This window comes from Halopseudomonas salina (assembly GCF_008641105.1).
The window spans coordinates 281,669-304,717 of the sequence record NZ_VTTI01000001.1 but is presented as its reverse complement, the minus strand read 5'-3'; the positions used below and the strand labels follow the sequence as shown (position 1 = coordinate 304,717).

Annotated in this window: 21 protein-coding genes, 1 tRNA gene and 1 riboswitch; of the genes, 17 read left to right on the top strand and 5 right to left on the bottom strand. The window is 57.8% G+C overall.

Annotated features, from left to right (window positions below; all coding sequences use genetic code 11):
• Positions 1-70 precede the first annotated feature (70 nt).
• Positions 71-3,364: a bifunctional diguanylate cyclase/phosphodiesterase gene (locus FZF01_RS01335; protein WP_150276299.1), complete on the bottom strand. Its 3,294-nt coding sequence runs from the start codon at positions 3,362-3,364 to the stop codon at positions 71-73.
• A 319-nt stretch (positions 3,365-3,683) separates the two neighbouring features.
• A tRNA-Arg gene (locus FZF01_RS01330) sits at positions 3,684-3,760 on the bottom strand.
• 201 nt (positions 3,761-3,961) lie between these two features.
• Between FZF01_RS01330 and FZF01_RS01325 the strand changes: the two genes are divergently transcribed.
• On the top strand, positions 3,962-4,390 hold the full coding sequence (locus FZF01_RS01325; protein WP_223825349.1) for a c-type cytochrome: 429 nt from the start codon (positions 3,962-3,964) through the stop codon (positions 4,388-4,390).
• Between the two features lie 62 nt (positions 4,391-4,452).
• On the opposite strand, the gene rep is transcribed toward FZF01_RS01325, so the two are convergent.
• On the bottom strand, positions 4,453-6,465 hold the full coding sequence (gene rep / locus FZF01_RS01320; protein ID WP_150276297.1) for a DNA helicase Rep: 2,013 nt from the start codon (positions 6,463-6,465) through the stop codon (positions 4,453-4,455).
• Between the two features lie 183 nt (positions 6,466-6,648).
• Between rep and FZF01_RS01315 the strand changes: the two genes are divergently transcribed.
• Positions 6,649-8,319, top strand: a complete 1,671-nt coding sequence (locus FZF01_RS01315; protein ID WP_150276296.1) for a putative bifunctional diguanylate cyclase/phosphodiesterase — start codon at positions 6,649-6,651, stop codon at positions 8,317-8,319.
• Here FZF01_RS01315 and FZF01_RS01310 read toward each other — a convergent pair.
• Both FZF01_RS01310 and FZF01_RS01305 read right to left on the bottom strand, forming a co-directional pair.
• Positions 8,316-9,824, bottom strand: coding sequence for a YifB family Mg chelatase-like AAA ATPase (locus tag FZF01_RS01310; RefSeq protein ID WP_150276295.1), 1,509 nt, complete (start codon positions 9,822-9,824; stop codon positions 8,316-8,318). The genes FZF01_RS01315 and FZF01_RS01310 overlap by 4 nt on opposite strands.
• Before the next feature lie 57 nt (positions 9,825-9,881).
• A complete protein-coding gene (locus FZF01_RS01305) occupies positions 9,882-10,139 on the bottom strand; it encodes an accessory factor UbiK family protein (protein ID WP_150276294.1) in 258 nt (85 codons plus the stop codon).
• A 524-nt stretch (positions 10,140-10,663) separates the two neighbouring features.
• Between FZF01_RS01305 and glnK the strand changes: the two genes are divergently transcribed.
• The 15 genes from glnK to FZF01_RS01230 all read left to right on the top strand — a co-directional run bounded on the left by glnK (position 10,664) and on the right by FZF01_RS01230 (position 23,029).
• On the top strand, positions 10,664-11,002 hold the full coding sequence (gene glnK, locus FZF01_RS01300; protein ID WP_096346362.1) for a P-II family nitrogen regulator: 339 nt from the start codon (positions 10,664-10,666) through the stop codon (positions 11,000-11,002).
• Between the two features lie 52 nt (positions 11,003-11,054).
• Positions 11,055-12,305 (top strand): ammonium transporter, encoded by a 1,251-nt coding sequence (locus FZF01_RS01295; RefSeq protein ID WP_150276293.1) that lies wholly within the window; start codon positions 11,055-11,057, stop codon positions 12,303-12,305.
• 217 nt (positions 12,306-12,522) lie between these two features.
• On the top strand, positions 12,523-12,978 hold the full coding sequence (locus FZF01_RS01290; protein WP_150276292.1) for a hypothetical protein: 456 nt from the start codon (positions 12,523-12,525) through the stop codon (positions 12,976-12,978).
• A 220-nt stretch (positions 12,979-13,198) separates the two neighbouring features.
• Positions 13,199-13,300: riboswitch (guanidine-I (ykkC/yxkD leader) on the top strand.
• Between the two features lie 51 nt (positions 13,301-13,351).
• Complete coding sequence (locus FZF01_RS01285) at positions 13,352-14,359, top strand: ABC transporter substrate-binding protein (protein ID WP_150276291.1); 1,008 nt, start codon at positions 13,352-13,354, stop codon at positions 14,357-14,359.
• Between the two features lie 71 nt (positions 14,360-14,430).
• A complete protein-coding gene (locus FZF01_RS01280) occupies positions 14,431-15,501 on the top strand; it encodes a fatty acid desaturase family protein (RefSeq protein ID WP_150276290.1) in 1,071 nt (356 codons plus the stop codon).
• Between the two features lie 2 nt (positions 15,502-15,503).
• Complete coding sequence (locus FZF01_RS01275; RefSeq protein WP_150276289.1) at positions 15,504-16,304, top strand: SDR family NAD(P)-dependent oxidoreductase; 801 nt, start codon at positions 15,504-15,506, stop codon at positions 16,302-16,304.
• Positions 16,304-17,059: an SDR family NAD(P)-dependent oxidoreductase gene (locus FZF01_RS01270; protein WP_150276288.1), complete on the top strand. Its 756-nt coding sequence runs from the start codon at positions 16,304-16,306 to the stop codon at positions 17,057-17,059. Before FZF01_RS01275 ends, FZF01_RS01270 begins: the two co-directional genes overlap by 1 nt.
• Positions 17,059-17,940, top strand: a complete 882-nt coding sequence (locus FZF01_RS01265) for a DMT family transporter (protein WP_150276287.1) — start codon at positions 17,059-17,061, stop codon at positions 17,938-17,940. The genes FZF01_RS01270 and FZF01_RS01265 overlap by 1 nt, the downstream gene beginning before the upstream one ends.
• A complete protein-coding gene (locus FZF01_RS01260) occupies positions 17,940-18,710 on the top strand; it encodes a creatininase (protein WP_150276286.1) in 771 nt (256 codons plus the stop codon). The genes FZF01_RS01265 and FZF01_RS01260 overlap by 1 nt, the downstream gene beginning before the upstream one ends.
• Positions 18,707-19,363, top strand: a complete 657-nt coding sequence (locus tag FZF01_RS01255; RefSeq protein ID WP_150276285.1) for a cysteine hydrolase family protein — start codon at positions 18,707-18,709, stop codon at positions 19,361-19,363. Before FZF01_RS01260 ends, FZF01_RS01255 begins: the two co-directional genes overlap by 4 nt.
• Positions 19,360-20,142 carry an N-acyl homoserine lactonase family protein gene (locus FZF01_RS01250; RefSeq protein ID WP_150276284.1) on the top strand — a complete coding sequence of 261 codons (783 nt, stop codon included), beginning with the start codon at positions 19,360-19,362 and terminating at the stop codon, positions 20,140-20,142. The genes FZF01_RS01255 and FZF01_RS01250 overlap by 4 nt, the downstream gene beginning before the upstream one ends.
• Positions 20,139-20,906, top strand: a complete 768-nt coding sequence (locus FZF01_RS01245; protein ID WP_150276283.1) for a hypothetical protein — start codon at positions 20,139-20,141, stop codon at positions 20,904-20,906. The genes FZF01_RS01250 and FZF01_RS01245 overlap by 4 nt, the downstream gene beginning before the upstream one ends.
• Positions 20,903-21,745 (top strand): ABC transporter permease, encoded by an 843-nt coding sequence (locus FZF01_RS01240; protein ID WP_150276282.1) that lies wholly within the window; start codon positions 20,903-20,905, stop codon positions 21,743-21,745. Before FZF01_RS01245 ends, FZF01_RS01240 begins: the two co-directional genes overlap by 4 nt.
• 4 nt (positions 21,746-21,749) lie before the next feature.
• Entirely contained in the window at positions 21,750-22,592 is an 843-nt protein-coding gene (locus tag FZF01_RS01235; RefSeq protein ID WP_150276281.1) for an ABC transporter ATP-binding protein, read from the top strand.
• A 107-nt stretch (positions 22,593-22,699) separates the two neighbouring features.
• Positions 22,700-23,029 carry a hypothetical protein gene (locus FZF01_RS01230; protein ID WP_150276280.1) on the top strand — a complete coding sequence of 110 codons (330 nt, stop codon included), beginning with the start codon at positions 22,700-22,702 and terminating at the stop codon, positions 23,027-23,029.
• Positions 23,030-23,049: the final 20 nt, after the last annotated feature.

Genomic DNA, 23,049 nt, shown 5'->3' with positions numbered 1-23,049 from the left:
TACGGGGCAGGGCGTCGGCGGTGTTTGCCAACGCCCTCTTTTCCAGCAGTACTTGCCCGCCGCCCCATCTTTACAGGAACAGCTCCTCGAGCGCACACGGCTTTCCGTAGAGGTAGCCTTGGTATGCCTCGCAACCGAGCAGTTCGAGTAAAGCCCGCTGCTCTTGCGTTTCTACACCTTCGGCAATCACGTTCAGTTTCATGGCAGCTGCGAGCGTAATTATGGCTTGCGCTATGGCTCGATCATTGGGGCTGGAAAGGATGTCCTGAACAAAACTCTGATCAATTTTCAACTGATTGAGCGGCAGCTGTTTCAAATATAGCAGCGAGGAATATCCCGTCCCGAAGTCGTCGATCGAGAAAGAGATACCGTGCTGCTGCAGTTCGAGCATTTTGGTTTTCACTTCTTGAAAATTACTGGCCAGCAGAGACTCGGTAATTTCCAGCTTCAGCCTTTGAGCGGGGGCGCCGGTGGATGCCAGTGCATCTAGTACGGTCAGAACAATGTTCTTTTCCCTGAACTGCACCACGCTGATGTTGACTGCGATGGTCAGATGCGACTTTGCCGGTTCACATGCCCACTGGGCGAGCGTCTCGCATGCGGCGTGCAAGGCCCACTTGCCGATGGGTATGATCAGCCCGGATTCCTCTGCCAGTGGGATAAACTGGGCGGGTGATACAAGACCTTTGGTCGGGTGAATCCAGCGCAGCAACACTTCAACCCCAATAATCTCTCCGCGCAGATCGACCTGCTTCTGGTAAAAAAGCACGAACTGCTTGAGGCGTATGGCGTCGTGCAGGTCCTGTTCAAGTGAGGCGCGCAGACTCACGGCTACCTGCATTTGCGGATCAAAGAAACGGATTCCGTTGCGGCCTGCCGCTTTAGCCTTGTACATAGCCATGTCGGCCTGTTTCAGCAAATCCGATGCACAATAGCGGGTGTCGTTGAACATGGTGACGCCGATGCTCGCCGATCCGTTGTACGCCAGTCCACCCAGATCAAATCCCAGGCTCAATTGCGCAACAATCTTTTCGGCCGCCGCTTCCGCCTGGTTGGCTGCCTCGTGGTCATCGATACTGAGATCCTCTATCACGACAACAAATTCGTCCCCCCCGAGTCGCGATACAGTATCGCTCTGACGCACACATTTGATGAGGCGCTGGGCTACCTGGCAGAGCAGCTCATCGCCCTTGCGGTGTCCGGAGCTGTCATTCAGGTCCTTGAAATTGTCCATGTCCAGAAACAGCAGCGCGGCATGCCTATGCTGCCGTCCGCAGTTGGCGAGTACCTGCTGCAGCCTATCCATCAACAGCCGACGGTTGGGCAAAGTTGTCAGGGGATCATAGAACGCGAGTTGACGGACTTCGTCTTCAGCCTTCTTGCGCTGGGTGATGTCCCTGACTATGCCAATAAAGTTGACACCCCTTTCCTGGTGCACCTCGGCCAGGCCCAGTTCGATCGGAAAGGCGGTCCCACTCTTGTGTCTTGCATCAAGCTCGCGCTTGCGACCGACAACATTTCCGGTACCGGTCTCGAGATAGTTGGCCAGGTAGGTATCGTGATTCTCGCGGTGGGGCGAGCCCATCAAGAGGCTGACGTTGTGTCCTACAACCTCTTCACCGCTGTAACCAAAAATCTGTTCCGCGGCATGATTGAATGTCAGGACCACACCCTTGCCATCAATACTGATAACCCCGTCGAGCATGTTGTCGACAATGGCCTGCATTTGTTTGGATTGTTCGATCAGCGTGTTTTCAGCCTGGATCTGGGCGCTGATATCAAAGTGCGTACCCAGAAGCCATTCAGGCTTGCCGTCGGGGGTGCGAGACGTCATACGCCCCCGGGTATTGATCCAGACCCAGGAGCCGCTCTTGTGTTTCATCCGCACGTTGGCTTCGTAATTGGGCACTTGTCCAGTGACGTGTTTTTGAATCTGGGTCAGGCAATAGGCCAGGTCGTCTGCATGAGTTAGATTTTCCCAGGTGCTTTGGTTGGTAGGCAGCAGCTCGGCACGTCGGTACCCGAGAAGCGCTGCCCATTTGTCATTGATCTGCAGCTCCCGGGTTTGCAGGTTCAGTTGCCAGGTACCAATTGTGTTGGCATCAATAACCGCTTTGAGCAGACCCTCGTTACGACTGATTAGATCTGCATCCTGCTTTTCCCGGGTGACGTCAGACTGGATCGAAATAAAGCCTATCAGCTCGCCTGAATCGTCCCGCAGGGGATTGCAGGCGATTCTTGTCCAGTAGGCTTTCCCTTTCTTGGAGTAATTCAGCACATCGACGTTAAAGCCCTTGTTTGTGGCCAAGGCCTTGGCCATGATTCTTACGGTATCTGGGTCCGTGCCCTCACCCTGCAGTAGTTCCCCGGGCCGCTTGGCCGCAATCTCCTCCATGCGGTAGCCGGAAATGGCGGTGAGGGCTTCATTGATCCACACCACCAGGCCGTCGGTATCAGTGATAATCACGCCATTGGTGGTTTGTCTGGCGACTTCGGAAAGGCGTAGTAGTTGCGCATTGATGCGGGTCTGTTCTGTGGTGTTGCGAACAATGACCAGGACTTCCTTGCGGTCGATTTTCCTGGCCCTGGCTTCGAAGGACTGGTCGGTAGCAGCAAGGCTGTAGTGAAGCTGTACCAGTTCGTTCGAATTGAACGCCTGCTCGATCTGGGCAATGACTTTTCTGCTCAGCTCCTCGGGTAGTACCTCTTCCAGGCTCCTGCCCAGAATCCTGTGGCGAGGGAGCGGCAGGTCGGGATGCTCGGCGCATACCAGAATGCGAAAGTGTCGATCGATCACAAAGACCATATCGGGCAGTGTTGCGATAATCGACGACATCCTGCTCATGCTGGCGGTCAGTTTGCGTTGAAACTCAGACTGATCAACCGCCGCGATTTCATGCTCAACCATGCCAGCAAATTCACGTAACAGGTGCTTCTGTTCAGGGCTGAACTCACGGATGGATGAGTCGATCAGGCACAGAGTGCCAATAGGTTGCCCCCCAGGCTCGTGAAGTGGCGCTCCGGCATAAAAACGAATGTAGGGTTCAGCGGTTACCAGGGGGTTATGGGAAAAGCGCGCATCCCGGGTCGCGTCAGCAACAACAAGAATATCCTTGCCCAGAATGGCGTGGCCACAGAAGGAAATGTCCCGGCCGAGCTGTTTCTCTTCCAGCCCCACCCGGGATTTGAACCATTGACGGTCGCTGTCAACCAGGGATACCAGGCAGATCTGCACGCCGAATACATGTGCGGCGAGCCGGGTGATGCGGTCAAAGCGTTCTTCCGGGGGCGAATCGAGAAGCCTGGTGTGTTGCAACGCCAGCAGGCGTTCAGTTTCATCTACGGGGAAATCGGGTGCGGTCAAGATGCCTCCAAACAGACTTTGGTCTTATCTTCGAATCACGCCGCTTGAGATCCACCTGTATTAGAAAAAGACATCACTCGAAGACAACATTACACGCGGTAATCTGCTTCGGGTACTTTATGCAATGCAGCCTTCAGGTTCTTGACGTAAAACTGATGGTTGTTTCAATACACCGGGAACAATTCTGAGCTTTTGAACGCGGCATGATGGGACAACATGTTACACAGAACATGGTGCGCTTGAGGGCGGCTGGTGTCGACCACATTCGCCCTGTGCATGTTAGTCGTGGTGGGAAATATCGACGAAGTAGGCAGGAAACTGGCGCACCCGACAGGATTCGAACCTGTGACCACCGCCTTCGGAGGGCGGTACTCTATCCAGCTGAGCTACGGGTGCGTTTCAGGGGCGCAATAATACCCATTGATTGGGGCTGCGTCCATGCTTGCGGGTGCTGGCTTTGTTCCTGCGGCACCGCGACCCGTTGTCGCTGGTTACAGATGCTATTTTGTTGGCTGCAGGTTTGCCGGTATACTCGCGCACATTGTCCGGGCATTGCACTTGGGCTCGAATATAAAGCCATGATGAGGATGTTAGGTGATGACTGTGAAAAAATTTCTGGCTGCCTCGGCGGCGTTGCTGGTTCTGGTAGCAGGCGGTGCGTTTGCTGTGTCTAGCGACAGCATTGCCGAGCGTATCAAGCCTTTTGGTGTTGTTTGTGTTGCCGGTGATCCTTGCGCGGATGTTGGCACTATGCCAACCGCAGTAGCGGATGCTGGCGCGGCGCGCACCGGTGAAGCGGTATACGGTCAGTTCTGCACGGCCTGCCACAGCGCCGGTATTCTGAACGCGCCAAAAACAGGTGATGCCGCTGCCTGGGAAGCACGTCTTGCGGCGGCGGGAAGCTTCGATGACCTGGTGACCTCTGCGATCAATGGTGTGGGCGCAATGCCGGCCAACGGTACCTGCGGCGATTGTTCGCGTGAAGAGATTCATGCAGCTGTCGAGCACATGTCCGGTTTGCAGTAACAGGCTTCAGTCAGCTGAAAAAGCCACCCCACGGGTGGCTTTTTTGTGCCTGCTGGTTTTTTTCAGGCCTTGGGTCCGAGCATGCTGCGAATGTCAGACAGCGCTGAGTTTCCCCGAGCCTGTTTCTTTTCCGGCGGTGCATCGTCGGTGCCTTCCCACTCCAGGTCCTCTGCGGGCAGTTCATCGAGAAAACGACTGGGCAGACAGTCGATGATTTCACCGAACTGTCGGCGGCGAGCAGCGTAGGTAAAGCTCAGGGTACGTTGCGCCCGGGTAATGCCAACGTAGGCCAGCCGACGCTCCTCCTCGACGCTGTCGGCTTCAATACTGGAGCGGTGGGGAATGATCTCTTCCTCCATACCAATAATGAAGACATGGGGGTATTCCAGACCCTTGGAGGCGTGGAGTGTCATCAACTGTACCCGGTCGGTGTCTTCCTCCTCTTCATGGCGCTCCAGCATGTCGCGCAGTACCAGTTTGGCGATGGCATCTTCGATATCTGTCTTGCCGGTTTCGTCTTTTTCGATAGTGTTTTTCAGGGCTTCGACCAGAAACCAGACATTGCCCATACGCTTGGCCGCTACGTCGTCACTCGAGCAGTTCTGCCGCAGCCAGTTTTCATAGTCCAGGTCATTGACCATGCTGCGCAGGGCTTCAATCGGATCCCCTTCGCTGCACTTCTTGCGTACGCCGTCCAGCCAGTTTCCGAAACGTTGCAAGCGCTCGCAGTAGCGCGGTTCAAGGTGTTCGGCCAGGCCCATTTCGCTGCAGGCACTGAACAGGCTGACATCACGCTGGGTGGCGTAGGTGCCAAGTTTCTCCAGCGTGGCGGGGCCTATCTCACGTCGCGGCACATTGATAACCCTGAGTAGCGCGTTGTCGTCGTCCGGGTTAACCAGCAGACGAAAATACGCCATCAGGTCTTTGACTTCCTGGCGACTGAAGAAGCTGGTGCCACCGGACAGGTGATAGGGGACCTGGTGATGCTGAAGCTTGAGTTCGAGCAGGCGCGACTGGTGATTGCCGCGGTAGAGAATGGCGAAGTCCTTCCAAGCCCGCTTGTGTTTGAGATGCTGGGTCTGAATGTCGGTAGCAACGCGCTCGCACTCCATCTCCTCGTTGCGACAACGAATCACGCGAATCGGATCGCCAAAACCCAGTTCGCTCCATAGCTGCTTTTCGAACACGTGGGGATTGTTGGCGATCAGGGTGTTGGCGGTCTTGAGGATGCGGCTGGTCGAGCGGTAGTTCTGTTCGAGCATGACTACCTTGAGCGCGGGGAAATCGTCTTTCAACTGGGCAAGATTTTCCGGGCGAGCACCACGCCATGCATAAATCGACTGATCATCGTCGCCAACCACGGTAAAACGAGCCTGTTGACCAACCAGCATTTTTACCAGGAGGTACTGACTGGCGTTGGTGTCCTGATATTCATCGACGAGCATGTAGCGGATACGAAATTGCCATTTTTCCAGAACATCGGGATGCTCGCGAAAAAGTGCAACAGGGACAAGAATAAGATCGTCGAAATCGACCGCGTTATAGGCCTTGAGCGTGCGATTGTAGTGCATGTACACGCTTGCGGCGGTCTGCTCCTGCGGCGTCTTGGCTTGGGCTAGCGCCTGGTCGGGGCTGATCAGGTCATTCTTCCAGCTGGAGATTTGCGCCTGGATGCCTTCGGTTCCTTCATCGGCGCCGTAATCACGATGCATCAGGTCGGTAATCAGCGCCTGGGCATCCTGCTGGTCGAAAATCGAGAAGCCTGGCTTGTAGCCCAGCCGCTTGTGCTCCTTGCGGATGATATTCAGGCCCAGGTTGTGGAAGGTCGAGACGGTCAGGCCGCGCGCTTCGTTGCCCTTGATCAGCAGGTTCACGCGCTCTTTCATTTCCCGCGCCGCTTTATTGGTGAAAGTCAGGGCGACAATATTCTGGGCTTTTATGCCGCACTCACGTACCAGGTAAGCGATCTTGCGCGTGATCACGCTGGTCTTGCCGCTGCCGGCGCCAGCGAGTACCAGCAAGGGGCCGCTGATGTAATTCACGGCTTCCTGTTGACGGGGGTTGAGTTTTGCCACCGGTAACGAACTCCTGAGCTGAAGGCGGTGGAGTTTACCCGAAAATAGTCTCGCCTTGAGTGATGGCTAAAAGCTAGTCTTGGTTGTTGATCATTTTTTCGATATAACTTACTTTAACAAAGATGTTCTATATATCTAATTTATATAGGCAACCGGGGAGACGATGTGATTTCCGAGCGCCAAATGCAGCGCGTACTGCTGTTAGACAGGGATGCAGGTGCTTCGGTACAGCTTGGCCGTCGTCTCATGTCCGTTGCGGGCTGCCCTTTCGAGCTGGTGCGTGCTGATGACTGGTCAGAAGCCAGATCGCTGATCGAAACAGGCGACATCGAGGTTATCCTGACTCGCAGCGAGTTTCTTTCCGATGCCTGCGAATGCGGCATCCCCGTCATTCATCTGGTTGTCGAGCCCGAATTCCACCGCTCCACTGAAGCGACCTGCGACAGTCTCTGGGACCAGTCCAGCGCCAGTGAACTCATTCGCTGCCTGCATTATGCAATCGAACGGCAAGCGCTCAAATCGGCCCTCGACCGCGCTTCCAGCTACGACCCTCTTACCGGCGTATGCAATCGTTTCATGGTGCAGGATCGACTCAAAATTGGTATGCGCCGTGCCCTCCGGACCAACCAGCCGCTGGCGCTGATGTTTGTTGACCTGGATAACTTCCGCCACGTCAATGAAACCCTGGGTCACGGTGCGGGTGACAGCATCATCAAGGAAGTTGTTGCAAGACTGCGGGGTATTTTGCGTAACACCGACACCGTAGGTCGTATGGGCAGTGACGAATTTGCGATTATCATCGAGGACTATGCCCGTTCCAGTAATCTGTTGCAGATCGCCCAGAAACTGGTCGGCGAGCTGGCCGAGCCTTTTCTGGTGGAGCAGGAAGGTTTGCTGCTCGGGTGCAGTGTCGGGATCGCTACCTATCCGGAGGGCGGTCAGACCGTCGACAGTCTGACTTTGCACGCCAATATGGCGATGCTGCAGGCCAAGAATCAGCGCGGCTGCAATTACCATTTCTATGACGACCGCATCAATCTGCAGGCCAACAACCTGATCGAATTCGAGACGTCGCTGCGCCATGCGCTGCGCGGCAACCAGCTGGAGCTGCACTATCAGCCCCGAGTTAACCTGGCTACCGGCAGGATCGTCGGGCTCGAAGGACTTATACGCTGGCGTCATCCGGAACGCGGGTTGCTGGGACCCAACGAGTTCATTCCCCTGGCCGAGGAAACCGGTCTGATCGTGCCCATGGGTTACTGGGTAATTGCCCGCGCCTGTCACGACCTGGCGAAGTTGCATCGTCGCAACCATCCACCCATCCATGTGGCCGTCAATGTCTCGTTCCGTCAGTTCCAGGACAGTCAGTTGTTGCCAACCGTCAAACGCTTGCTGGACAAGACCAGCATCGACCCGCGCTGGCTGGAATTCGAACTGACCGAGACGGCAGTTATGCAGAACCCCGATCAGGTGCTGGCGACGATGCAGGGTATGACCGGTCTTGGTGTACGCTTCTCCCTGGACGATTTCGGCACCGGTTTTTCCTCGTTCATGCACCTGCAGCGTTTGCCGATCGATCTGCTGAAAATCGACCGCAGTTTTGTCAAGGGTATTTCCGATACTCGTTCTGACCGCCAGTTGGTCGCGGCGATGATCGAGCTGGGCCACAGCCTGGATCTGGAAGTGGTCGCAGAGGGTGTCGAACATCGTCAACAACTGGCAGAACTGCGGGCGTTGGGCTGTGACCAGGTTCAGGGTTTCTTCATCAGCCCGGCGCTACCTTTCGACGAGCTTTGCTACTTCATGGATGCCTATAGCATGGGTCGTGAAGATTCGCAGCTCAGCGTTTCCTAGTGTTCCGCGCGGCGGTCGAGTTGGCGATACTGCAGAGCTTCGGCCAGGTGCCTGCGGGCAATATGATCGGTAGCTTCCAGGTCAGCCAGGGTGCGCGCAACCTTCAATGCCCTGTGACTGGCCCGATGCGATAGCCCCAAACGTTCTATAGCCTGTTCCAGCCAGCGAGCATCTGACTCTTCCAATTGGCAATGATCCCGCAGGCCGGCCAGATCCATATGCGCATTCAGGCATTCTTGCCGCTGGTGCTGAAGATTTCTGGCTGCCAGTACCTGTGCGCCGGCGGCCTGGCTATCGGGAACGCCCCGGGGTTTGCCGGCCATACTGAAGGGTTCATTGTGCATGGCCAGATGCAGGTCGATCCGATCGAGCAGCGGGCCTGACAGCTTGCTCCGATAACGCTGGATTTGCTCTGGGGTACATCGGCAGCGACCTGAGGGGTCGCCCTGATATCCGCATGGGCAGGGGTTCATTGCAGCAATCAGCTGAAAACGGGCAGGGAAATTCAAGGTTTCGCGGGCTCGGGCAATATGAATGGAACCGGACTCCATGGGCTCTCTGAGCATTTCCAGCACCTTGCGATCAAACTCCGGGAATTCGTCGAGAAAAAGTACGCCGTTGTGCGCCTGGCTGATTTCGCCGGGACGAGGCTGGCTGCCACCTCCAACTAGTGCGGCGGCGGACGCACCATGATGGGGCGCGCGAAAAGGGCGCAGGGGCCAGCTTTGCAAAGGCCCGTGATTGCAGACCGATTGTATGGCTGCCACCTCCAGTGCCTCGTTTTCGCTGAGGGGCGGCAGAATGCCCGGCATGCGACTGGCCAGGAGTGTCTTGCCGGTGCCGGGTGGGCCAAAGAGCAATAAATTGTGGCCGCCGCTTGCAGCCACAATCAATGCGCGCTTTGCCTGTGCCTGACCCTGTACATCCGCGAGGTCAGCCAGATCCTGCGTGGGCGGTGGAATGCTGCCCGAGGGCACGGCCTCCAGCTCCCTTTCGCCGCGCAGGTGCTCACAGAGCTCCAGCAGATTGTCGGCGGCAACGATATGTACGCCGCGAACCAGCGCGGCCTCCGGCGCATTGGCACGCGGGAGCAAGAGGGTCCTCTGGGACTCGCGGCAAGCCAAAGCGGCCGGCAGCACACCCTGCACCGGGCGCAGCTCTCCCGATAACGCCAGCTCCCCCAGGCATTCGCAGTGAGCCAGGCAATCGACGGGGATCTGACCACTGGCAGCCAGAAGACCGAGGGCAATGGCCAGGTCAAAACGTCCGCCTTCCTTGGGCAGGTCGGCGGGAGCCAAATTAATGGTGATGCGTTTAAGGCTGGGAAACTCCAGGCGGGCGTTTTGCAATGCGCTGCGCACCCGGTCCTTGCTTTCCCGCACGGCGGTTTCCGGGAGGCCTACCAGGGTCAGGCTGGGCATGCCGTTGGCCAGATGCACCTCCACAGTGACGGAAGGCGCGGCGATACCCAGTTTTGCGCGGCTGTGAACAATAGCCAGGGACATGATCACTCCTTGATCGGGCCATTTGACGCCTGCCCTGATGGGCGGCGTTGAGTGGTGTCAGATGGCAGCTGGTTGCTGGCGCTGCTCCATCTCGGTTACACGTCTTTCCAACACTTCGAGGCGCTCGCGCGTGCGCTGCAATACGACCTGCTGGGTTTCAAACTCGTCCCGGCTGACTACGTCCATTTTTGCCAGCGCGCTCTGCAGCAGCGCCTTGAGGTGTTTCTCGACCTCTGGCGCAGGCAAACTTTTTTCGCTCATCAGCAGACGAGTTGCCTGGTTACTGACCGCTTCGATCAAGACTTTATGCAGCATGGAAGATCCTGCCTTGTAATCGTTTGTGTCGACCGGCCTGGCTCGGTCTGATTAAGCCCCGAGTCTATCACCCGCGCCTGGATTCGTCCTCTTGAGGGCGTCGCGAATTAATGCGCGATATCGGGCCGCTACAAATCATGTATGCACCACACTGGTGCGTATGCGCGGGCTGGCCAATTGCCCTGGGGGAGGGTAAGTATGCCAACACTATGATTATTAACAAAAAATTAAAAGTGGCAGGATTTCTGCAATGCACCAAAGCAGGTGAGACAGGCGAGATAACCGTAATTGGGCATCCCACCTCAAGCCAGCGTGACTTTTGCTGAATGACTTTGCGCAAAGCCACTAAGGAGCATTGGAGCATGAAGCAGTTGACTATGGCTAACGTGGCTTTCGTTATGCACGCTTTTGCCGGCGCGTCGGGTAGCTGCATCGGATCTGTGCATTGTCCGTTTCTAAAAGCCTCTAACTCGGCATAGACTGGTCCTGTCCCCCAGGGCAGTCCATCAATCGGGAGAAATAAAATGAAATTAGTAACGGCTGTTATCAAGCCTTTCAAACTGGACGACGTGCGCGAAGCGCTATCGGAGATCGGCGTGCAAGGCATCACGGTAACCGAGGTCAAGGGTTTTGGCCGGCAGAAGGGTCATACCGAGTTGTACCGCGGTGCGGAGTATGTGGTGGACTTTCTGCCCAAGGTGAAAATTGACGTAGCTATCGGTGACGACATGCTCGACCGCGTCATTGAAGCCATCACCAAGGCAGCCAACACCGGCAAGATTGGTGACGGCAAGATCTTCGTGGTCAACCTGGAACAGGCTGTCCGTATCCGTACCGGCGAGACAGGCACAGACGCAGTCTGAGCGATCAGTTCGTCCACTGAATGTATAAAAAAGCCTGTTGGGGGGCTTAATTATGGAAGACATCGTACAAATCAAGTACGCACTTGATACGTTTTATTTTTTGATCTGCGGCGCGCTGGTCATGTGGATGGCAGCTGGTTTTGCCATGCTCGAAGCTGGCCTTGTCCGTGCCAAGAACACCACTGAAATCCTCACCAAGAACATTACGTTGTACGCAATTGCCAGTGTTATGTATCTGGTGGTGGGCTACTACATCATGTATTCGGGTGACGAGGGCGGCATCATGCCGAACCTGGGCGTTCTGATTGGTGCGGAAAATGCACCCGAAGACGTTCTGGCTGGTGGTGATGACGCACCCTACTACTCCGCACGTGCCGACTTCTTCTTCCAGGTTGTGTTCGTCGCTACCGCGATGTCCATTGTCTCTGGTGCGGTCGCCGAGCGTATGAAGTTGTTTGCCTTCCTGACCTTCGCGGTCGTCATGACGGGCTTCATCTACCCAATCCAGGGTTACTGGAGCTGGGGCGGTGGGTTCCTGTCTGAAGCTGGCTTCAGCGACTTCGCCGGTTCCGGTATCGTTCACCTTGCAGGTGCTTCTGCAGCCCTGGCTGGTGTTCTGGTCCTCGGTCCGCGCAAGGGCAAGTACGGTTCTTCCGGACAGATCAATGCGATCCCCGGTGCCAACCTGCCGCTGGCAACTCTGGGTACCTTCATCCTGTGGTTGGGCTGGTTCGGTTTCAACGGCGGTTCGCAGTTGATTGTGTCGAACATCGAGGATGCCAACGCGGTTGCCCAGGTGTTCGTCAACACCAACGCTTCTGCGGCGGGTGGTTTGATCGCTGCTCTGATTGTTGCCCGGATCCTGTTCGGCAAGGCTGATTTGACCATGGCGCTGAACGGTGCTCTGGCTGGCCTGGTGGCAATCACTGCAGATCCGCTGTCACCCGGTGGATTCCAGGCTACGCTGATCGGCGCGGTCGGTGGTGTGCTGGTAGTGTTCTCGATCCTGGCTCTGGACAAGATCAAGATCGACGACCCGGTTGGTGCCATCTCCGTACACGGTGTAGTAGGTATCTGGGGTGTACTGGCGGTACTGCTGACCAATGGTGATGCGACTATCGGTGGCCAGTTGCTGGGTATCGTTACCATCTTCCTCTGGGTATTTATCACCAGCTTGATCCTCTGGGTCATCCTCAAGGCGGTCATGGGTATCCGTGTCACCGAAGAGGAAGAGTACGGCGGTGTGGATCTGTCCGAATGCGGGATGGAAGCCTACCCCGAGTTCACCAGCAGCAAGAACTGAAGCTGGTAGTACTCTTAGCGGTAACAGACAGGGCGCCTTCGGGCGCCCTGTTTCGTTTGCGACACACGTTTTCCTGAAGTTCTGATTCGCCGCTGGGAGCTCAGAGCGATGGGGGCTCGTCTACACTGGTTGCTAAACTTACTGATTCAAACGCAGTCGGATGCGTATCAGACATTATTGTTAACCGACACCATTTACCTACAACAGGGAGCAACTGATGAAGGCAGAAACCTTTGAAGACTTGATTAAATGGAATTCTGGCGTGCACGACATGCTTGCTGAACGCATGGAGAAAGGTTCCGAGCGTAACGGTGATGAGCGCGCGAAGGGCCTGTTGACGTATCTGGCTACTCACGAGCGGACACTCGCCGATACGGTGCGCAAGATCGGTGAGCGCGCGGATGAGAAGGCCCTCAAGACCTGGCTTTATGAGCACCTGAGCGAGGGCTTGCCATTGGAGGATGATCGTGAAATCGACTTCGACAATTGGGGGTACGAACAAATCAGTGCAGAGGTTGTGGATATTCACAACCAGATCATCGAGCTTTACCGCTCCATGGACGAGCGCGCAGCGATTCCCGAGGCGGAGGTCGTCATGCAGGAGCTTTACGACATGCACAAGGATGAGATCAGACACCTGTCGGACCAGATCAATAACGGACGCGCGCTTTAAGAGCATATGGCCCTTCGGTGTGCGTGTTCGCACCCGGATAGGGCGCGTATTGCCGTAATAGCAGTTAGCCCTTCCTGGCCTGTATTCTCCAGGCCAACCTAATTAATTGAATTCACTGCAGATTTTTTGATATTCAACAAGCTGGCATCAACTATGCACTGGTTGATAACGAATCGGGATGAGTCCTCAAGACTCATGACGCGTCACACAGTGGAGTAACACCAAGGCGAACTAGGGTTCCGGTCTGTTTACAGATGTCTGGTCCGAGAGTTTTCCGGCTCTCAGGATGAGGGCTACACGGCGGGATAAAAGCCCGGGAGATCGTCATGACGACGCGTCCCGAAATTTTGTTCAACCGTGCAGGAGTCTGACCATGACCGCCCCTCTGATCCGTTCGATCCGCAAGTCCCTGGCTGGCGCCAGTCTGGCCGCCGCCGCTCTGATTGCCCCCTTCGCCGCCCAAGCGGACGACAAGCTGACCATCGGCACCGTTGTGTGGGCCGGTTATGGTCCTTTTTACGTGGCCGATGAGCTGGATCTGTATGACCAGTTCGGTCTAGATGTCGAATTGCAGTTTTTCAATGATCCAGCTTTGATTCCCTCGGCAATGGCCAGCAGAGCAGTAGACGGCGGCATGCTCACCTACGACCAGGTAGTGGGTTCGGTAGCCAAAGGTCTGAAGCACAAGGTGGTTATGCCGATCGACTTTTCCGACGGTGGTGACGCGATTGTCGCCGACAAGTCGATCACTTCAGTCGCCGACTTCAAGGGCAAGCAGGTGGGTTACAACCCGCTATCGCCATCGGATTTCCTGTTGGCCTACGCGCTGCAGGTCAATGACATGACCGAGAAGGACATCCGCCCGGTAAACATGACCCCTGAGGCCATCCCCAGTGCCATGGCGTCAGGCAACCTGCCGGTGGGCGTCACCTATGAGCCAAACGTATCGCAGATCGTTGGAATGGGCGAGGGTGAGCGTTTCCACGTGGTGTACTCCTCTGCCCAGGCCCCGGGTCTGATCACTGATGTGCTGGTATTTGATGAGAAGGTAATCGCCAAGCAGGAGCAGGCTATCACCGCGATGATCAAGGGTTATCAGGCTGGCCTGGATTACATGCAGGCCAATCCTGAGGAGTCCGCCACCATCATCGGCAAGGTGCTGGGTGTGAGCGGCCCCGAGGCCACCGAGCAGATGGACGGTGTGTACAACATCCCCCTGGCGGAAATGGCTGAAATCTTCAAGGAGTCCGACTCCACCATGTCGTTCTACGGCAGTGGTGCGGTGATTGCCGACATTTTGGTGAAGAATCAGCAAATCCCCGCAGCACCCGACTTTGGCGACACCTTTGACGCCAGTTTTGTTGAATCACTGAACGAATAACCCAGGCGCATGCAAGCCGGATGCTGCCGTAGCCGGCAGCATTTCAGTTATTGCTGCGAATCGGAGGCGTTATGTCCACACCCAATTCCACATCTGCACCCGAGAGCAAGCCGAAGGCTGCTCCCAAGGCCAAACCGTTGTTTCGTTATGCCGATGGTCCGGTGCCCAATTCGCTGGCTATGACCTATAGCCTGCTCGGCTATGGTCTGGGTATCGCGTTGTTGTTTGCCGAGTCCTGGTTACTCAAGGCAGGCGGAACCCTGTTACTGGGCCATGCCATGATCATCGGCGCCTACCTGATGCACGAATTTGCCCATGGCACGATTTTCAGCAAACCGGCGCACAATGCCCGTGCCGGAGAAGTGTTCAGCTGGATGACCGGGGGCTGCTACGCCGGATTCCAGGATCTGCGTCACAAGCATATGCGGCATCATGTTGACCGCGCTGATGTGCTCACTTTCGACAGCAAGGAGTTCATCAACGGCCTGCCGACCTGGGCGCGCAAGATCATCCTCGCGCTGGAATGGGCCTATATCCCGGCGGTCGAGCTGCTGCTGCATGGCTATGTTATTTTGCTACCCTTTCTCGAGAGCAGTGACAAGCAGCGTGCTCGCCGCCCGGCTGTCGCGGCCACGCTGGCGATCCGGCTCGCTGCGTTCGCGCTGCTTGGCTGGTTGTCCCCGGTCGCGCTGGTGCTCTACGCAGTAGCCTGGTTGCTGATGATCACTGTGCTGCGCTTCACCGATGCCTACCAGCACACTTATGACGCCTTTGCGGTGCTGGAGGATGGTGACATTCCCGCCGACAAGTTGCGCGACCGGGCATACGAGCAGCAGAACACCTTCAGCAATCTGGTTTCGTTGCGCTGGCCGGTACTGAACCTGCTGGTACTCAATTTCACCTACCACAACGCCCACCACGAGAAGCCTGTCGCACCCTGGTACCGCCTGCCGGCATTGCACGCGCAGCTGTATTCCGATGGGTATCGCCAAGTGGTGCCGATGAAGGAACTGATCGGCAGCTTCCACCGCTATCGTCTGCGCCGGGTTACCGATGACGATTACGGTCACTTTGGCGAGGGCCCCAAGCGCGCCGAGGGCTTTTACGGTGCAGTGGGCGTCTCCTTCCTGACGGCGGTCTGAGCATGCAGAATCTCGACTATCGCAGCCAATGCGTCGTCATCAGCGGCGCTGCCAGCGGCATTGGCAAAGGCCTGGCCCAGGCCTTTGCCCATCAAGGCGCACGGTTGGTGCTACTTGACCGCCATGCTCGGTCACTGGCCACCGTTGCTCACCAGCTTGCTGTCGAGGCGGGTCTGGCACCTGAGCGGGTACGTTCATTCTGTGTCGACCTTGGCGACGATACCGAGGTCATGCGCTGCGCTGACTGGTTGCGCGAGGACGGCGCACCCATCGATGTCTTGATCAACAATGCGGGTATGGAACTGCCTACCCCGCTGGACGATTCCGATCCGCTCGCCAACCAGCAGTGGCAGTTCCAGCTCGACAACAACGTTGTCAGTATGGTGCGGCTGACCCGTGCTCTGCTGCCTTTGCTGCGCGATGGTGGCAGCATCATCAATCAGTCTTCGATCTGGGGGCTCAGCGCGGTGGCAGGCTTTTCCGCCTACTGCGCGAGCAAGCATGCGGTCATCGGTCTGACCCGCTCGCTGGCCTGGGAACTGGGCAGCCGGCGCATCCGCGTCAACGCCGTATGCCCGGGCTGGGTTGGCACCGAGGCGGCGATGGCTTCTCTGAGGGTTATGGCCAGCGAGAGCGGCCGTAGCGAGGAGCAGGAGCTGGCGCAGATTCTGGCTGGCCAGGTGATTCCCGAGCTACTGACGCCGGCGCAACTGGCCGGGACTTTCCTGTTTCTCGGCAGCCCGCTGAGCCAGGCGATCACCGGCCAGGCGCTGGTGGTCAGTCACGGCGAGGTGATGCACTGATGACTCACTACCCATTTAAGGGTCAACGCATTCTGATTACCGGTGCGACTACCGGTATTGGCCGCGCCTGTGCCTTGAAGCTTGCTGCCGAGGGTGCACAGGTGTGGATCAATCACCACGCCCAGGGCCAGCAAGCCGCCGAGCTGGTTGATCATATCTGTACCAGCGGTGGTCTCGCCCACGCGGTCGAGGCGGATGTTACTCAGCCCGAGGCGGTTTCGGCGATGTTCGCGAAGGTCTGTGCCGAGGGGCCGCTGCATGGCCTGGTCAACAACGCCGGCATCATTCTGGAAAAGCCCTTTCTGGATACCGGTGAACAGGATTGGCAGCGGGTCATGTCGGTCGATCTGGATGCTGTATATCGCTGCTGCCGGCATGCGTTGGCGGGGATGCAGACGGCGAAGGCCGGCAGTATCGTCAATGTCAGTTCCGACCTGGGCTTTCTCGGCCGCGAACACTACGTTGCCTACTGTACAGCCAAGGCCGGGGTAATCGGCCTGACCCGCTCCCTGGCCCGGGAGTTTGCGCCCCATATCCGCATTAATGCGGTGGCGCCGGGCCCCATCGAAACGCCGATGCTGACCGGCGAGAACATGAGCGCTGAATGGCTGGCAAAGGAGCTGGCCATACCGGCTGAACGTTTTGGTAAACCGGAAGAGGTTGCCGCAGCGGTGGCCTTTCTGTTGTCGTCTGCCGCCAGCTTTTTTACCGGACAGATACTGGGGCCCAACGGCGGCTCCTGGATGGGTGGCTAATGTTGCGCCCGGAACTGATTCTGATCATAGCTACCATCTTGTGGGGCACCAGTTGGGTGCCGCTTCACGCATTTGCCGGTATCGGCTTGAGCGGCATGCCCATGGTGCTGGCCGCGTACGGCCTTATCGCGATCGTCTCTGTGCCGCTTTTATGGTACCAGCGGCAACAATGGCGCAGCCAGATCTGGGGCGTGATTGCGATTATCTGTTTTGGCGGCTGGGCCAATGCGGCACTGATTTCTTCCCTGTCCCTGGGTGAGGATTTGGTGCGCATCATGCTGCTGTTCTATCTCGCGCCAGTCTGGGCGGTGATCGGCGGCTGGTTGCTGCTCAAGGAGCAACTGACGCCTTTGCGTCTGGGCTCACTGGCCCTGGCACTGGTTGGTATCGCGCTAACCCTGGGTGCCGGCAAGGACACCTTCAAAACGTTAACGACCATCGACTGGCTAGCCCTCAGCGCCGGCTTTGCCTTCGCGATGAACAATCTGGCCACCCGTGCTGCTGACCGGGTGCCGCTGGTGAGCAAAACCTTCGCCGCCTTTATTGGCAGCGCACTATTTGCCGGTGCCGCCTGTTATCTGCTTGGGCAGTGGTTGCCGACGCTCGGGGTCGGTAGCTGGCTGCTGGTGGCGTTGTTTGCGGTCGGCTGGCTGTTGGTCGCTACCCTGGCGGCGCAGTACGGCGTTACCCACCTGGAAGCCGGTCGGGCAGCAGTGCTGATCGTATTCGAACTGATTGCCGCCGTTCTCTCCGCGGCCTGGCTGGGTGATCAGGAAATCGGCATGCGCGAGTGGATAGGCGCAACCCTGGTCTGTATCGCTGCTGTCATGGCTGGTTGGCCGGAAAAAATCGAACCCGAACTGTCAAGGAGCTTGCCCTGATGAATAACCTCTACATGGACCAGATCAGCTGGGTGGAATACCAGCAGCGGGTCGAGGCTGGCGCTGTGGTATTTCTGCCCTGTGGGGCAACCGAGCAGCATGGGCCGCACTTGCCCCTGGGTACCGATGCGTTGTTATCCACGGCGATCAGTGCAGACGTAGCGGCCAAGGTGGGAGGGATAGTGGCCCCGGCATTGGCCTACGGTTACAAATCCCAGCCCAAGTGCGGCGGGGGCCAACATTTTTGCGGTACCACCAGCCTGGATGGCGCTACCCTTTCAGCCCTGGTACAGGACGCAGTTCGTGAATTCGCCCGCCACGGCGTCAAGCGTCTGGTGTTGGTGCTGGGGCATTACGAGAATCAGTGGTTTGTTGCCGAAGGAATCCAACTGGCGCTACGCGAACTGGGTCGCGATTGCGATCTGGAGGTCATGCGCCTGGAACATTGGGATTTCTGCCAGGAGCAGACCCTGGAAGACATCTTCCCTGACGGTTTTCCAGGCTTTGCGCTGGAGCACGCGGCGGTCATCGAGACCTCGTTGATGCTGCATTACCATCCGCAGATGGTCGCGCTGGATAAGATCCCCGACGATCTGCCGGCTGATTTCCCGCCCTATGACATGTATCCCACCCGTACCGAATGGGTGCCGCCATCGGGCGTGTTGTCATCGGCCAAGGGGTCGACTGCAGAGAAAGGCGCACGCATGGCCGGAGACATTGCCGAGGGTATCGCCGCAGCAGTGCGCCATGAATTTGCGCTGGAATCATGAGTGTTCTGTCGGAGTTGCATCCCGCCAACGGCGCCCTGCTGTTGATCGACATGCAGCGTGACTTCTGCGCGCCGGGTGGCTATGCCGAGCAGGCAGGCCTGGATATTCAACGCTTGCGCGCGCCCATCCCGGCGCAGCAAGCCTTGCTCGCTGCGGCACGCAGCTACGGCCTGCTCGTGGTGCATACCCGCGAGGGGCACCGCTCCGATCTGAGCGACCTGCCGGACTGGAAACGCCGGCGGGCCGAACGCAGCGGTGCGCCAATAGGTCAGTCCGGTCCCATGGGACGGCTGCTGATTCGCGGCGAGCCCGGCCACGATCTGATCGATGAACTGCAGCCTCTGGACGGCGAGCCGGTCATCGACAAGCCGGGTTACAGCGCCTTTGCCCATACCGATCTCGAGCTGCTGCTGCGCAATCGTGGGGTCAGTTGTCTGCTGATTGCTGGCGTTACTACCGAGGTATGCGTCAGCTCGACCCTGCGCGCAGGTATCGACCTTGGATTCAGCTGCCTGACCGTCAGTGACGCCTGCGCTTCGCCCCATCCCGAGTTGCACGCGGCCGCCCTGCAGATGATCGGTGTCGAGGGTGGCATTTTCGGCGAGCTGTGCAGCAGTGCCGAGCTGATCAGGAAGCTGGAGGCCGCAGCATGACCGACGTATTGAAGCTGTGGCCCCTGCTCACCGCAACGCACCACTATGACAAGTCCTACTCGACCCGAGGTCGCGGCATGGGCACCTCGATCGAGGCACCTATTCTCGCCTACCTGATCGAAACCCGGCAGGGCCGTGTGCTTTTTGACGTGGGCTGTGACTATCACAAGCTCAGTGACCCTGTGGCGCGTCAACACTGGTACGACCCGCAGGATTTCCCGATGGGTCCGCCGCAGATGGACGAGGAACAGCGCCTGGGTGCCCACTTGGCGCGGATGGGATTGCAGACGCAGGATATTGACCTGGTATTCCTCAGTCATCTGCATTTTGACCATGCAGGAGGGCTCTGCGAGGTGTGCGGAGCGGAGGTGCACGTGCATGAAGATGAACTGCTTGCTGCCCGCGAACCGGCGGATGACGCCTACTTTGCCGATGACTTTGCCGGCAACGTGCGCTGGCGCCTGCAGCAGGATGAGTACGAGCTGCTGCCCGGTCTGAATGCCTTGAATACCCCGGGGCATACCGCCGGCCACATGTCCCTGATGATCCAGTTGCCCAAGGGCGCACCGGTCATTCTTGCCGGCGACGCCGCCGATCTGCAGGAAAATATCGATGACGAGATCGCCCCCGGGCTGTGCTGGCGCGATCGCGAGGATATGGCTGTGGAAAGCATCCGCAAACTGAAATCCGTGGCAGCCGAGACCGATGCGCATCTGTGGCCGAATCACGACATGGCCTTCTGGCGGGGCCTCAAACGCTTTCCGGAGTACCACGCATGAATAACGTACCTGATTCCTATCTGGGGGGTTGGCAGCGCACGCTGCTGCGCACCGCCGACGGTCATGAGGATCGCGACACCCGCGTTTTCTGGTTGCAGACAGCCTCGGTACACGCCGATCTGCGCATACCCGAGCCAACACCGATGACAGTTGATCAACGTATCAGCCAGGCCGGATTTGCCGGGCTGACCGAAGTAGAGAGTGATCGCTGTCAGTGGCACCGCTTGGTGGATTTTCACCCTGACAGCGGCACCGATGTTGGGCTTATGACATTCATCAGTCCCGACGAAGTGCATGAGGCCGCGCCGGATGGCAGCTATCTGGAGGTCTGGCAGCGATTGCCGGAATCGATCGGAGCTACCCACGCGATTTGGCTTGAGGCAGTGAACAATCCGCAGCGCAAGGGCTGTCTGCTGCAGGCTGGAGATTGCTTCATGTTTGTTGCCGACAGGCCAACGCCGGCGCGCAAAGGTGTGCCCCTGAGAACACAGATCACCGGGCTGGGCGCTGATCAGGCCGAGTTCATGATGGGCTGCGAGTTTTCCTTCGGTCGTGTCTCTGGGGGAGACATGCCGTGGGAAATCACGCTGTCTTCCCTGCCTGGTCGCACCGGCCGCTGCCTGCTGCTGGACCCGCCAGAAGCCAGCCTGAGCCAGTGGCCGGTCGAGAGGCTGGCAACCCTGGGCGGCTATCCGCCTTCCAGCGGCTGGCAATGCGCACCGCTACCCCTGTCGAGTCTGCCTGAGAAGGAGGTTATCCGATGAACGCCCAAGCCCCTGTTCCGGAAAATAAAGCGGCCTCCGTCTCACGTGTGAGCCGCCCACGCTGGTGGGTCATTCGCGGCACCATGAGCGGGCGCACCAGTGCGATACTCGCCGCTATCGGGCTTGCTTCGCCCTTTTTGGCCTGGTGGCTGTATACGCTGATGGGTTTTGCCGACCCGCTGTTCATGCCCGGTCCGGGCGCTGTAGCCGAACGGATCTGGCACTGGTGGACCGATGAGGGATTGCTCAACGACACCGCGATCAGCGTCTATCGTGTCATGGTTGGATTCCTCGTCTCGGCGCTGATTGCCCTGCCTCTGGGTTTGTACCTGGGTACCTATCGTCCAGTGCAGGCGACCCTGGAGCCGTTGATCGACTTCATCCGCTATATGCCGGCGGTGGCGTTCATTCCGCTGGTCATGCTCTGGGTGGGCATCGGCGAGAGCTCGAAGATCCTGATTATCTTCATCGGGACCTTTTTCCAGATGGCCCTGATGGCCGCTGAAGACGTGCGCCGAGTACCCATGGCGCAGATCGAGGCAGCGCAGACGATGGGTGCCAATCGCAGTGAGATCATTCGCCTGGTGGTACTGCCCTCGGCCCGTCCGGCGCTGCTCGATACCCTGCGCATCACCTGTGGCTGGGCCTGGACCTATCTGGTGGTAGCCGAGCTGGTAGCCTCCAACTCGGGGCTGGGTTACGCGATCCTGCGCGCTCAACGCTACATGCATACCGACAAGATTTTCGCCGGCATTCTGCTGATCGGTCTGATCGGTCTGCTTACCGACCAGGCTTTCCGCTGGATCGGTCGCCGTGCATTTCACTGGCAGAAGAGGTAAACCCATGGATCAGCCATGCATTCGTATCCGCGACGTAGGCAAGACCTTCGAAACCCGTGAGCAGAGCATCCAGGCACTCTCGGAGGTCAATCTCGACGTGCGGCCCAATGAGTTCATCACTTTTGTGGGTGCCTCCGGATGTGGCAAGTCGACGCTATTGCGCATTCTTGCCGGCTTGGAAACGCATAGCAGTGGCGAAATATTGCTGCATGACGAGCCTATCGATGGCCCCGGCGTAGACCGCGCGATGGTGTTTCAGCACTACAGCCTCTATCCCTGGTTAACGGTAATGCAGAACATTCGCTTCTGCCGCCAGCTCAAGGTGATTTCCGACACCGTCTACAGCCAGTCTGATGTTGAAACGGCGAGTGGGCGCGCCGATGCGCTGCTCAGTCTCATGGGACTGCAACCTTTTGCCGACGCTTATCCCAGCCAACTGTCGGGTGGCATGCAGCAGCGTGTGGCGATCGCCCGGGCGCTGATGCCGCGCCCGGATATCATGTTGATGGACGAGCCCTTTGGCGCCCTCGACGCTCAGACCCGGGAAGTCATGCATGACCTTATCCGGCATGTGCACCGGCTGGAAAAGAGCACCATTCTGTTCGTTACCCACGATGTCGAGGAGGCGATCTACCTGGGCAGCCGGATCGTATTGATGGCGCCGCGGCCTGGACGAATCGACAGTATCTACGAAGTCCCGTTGCCGACGGAGCGGCATCAGGACATGAAACTCGAACCTGAGTTCATCCGGCTCAAGCGAGAAATCCTGTCAAGAATTCGGGAAACTTCCGGAGTACAGACCGATCTTGAACAGCTGCAACGTTTGACCAGGGGCGCGCAGGCCTGAGCCGTGCTCGATTCTGGCAGCATGAAACAAAAAAACTTTGCGTCACCCCTAGCCAAATTCTGCCGTTAGGCTATAAATAGCGTGTTTTTTCCGTTGGAGTGGCTGTAATGAGTGACGACGATTTAGAGAATGACGAGATCGAGCGCGAGGATGACAGCGACGCCGACGATACCGATGATCTGCCAGTAGCCGATCATGATGATGGCGACGATGACGACAGTGATGCGCCCGTAGTCAAATCGCGCAAGAAGGCCGCGGCGCAGACTGACGCGCTGGAAGGTTTGTCACTTGAAGCCAAGGAACGTGAACGGGAAATGCTCGCCCGTCAGATGGAAGAGTTCATGGCACGCGGTGGCAAAATTCAGGAGGTGGGTGCCAACGTGGTGGCCGATCCACCGAAGAAGCCCGAAGGCAAGTACGGCAGCCGGCCCATCTGAGGTTCTGCCCCCGACTCCGG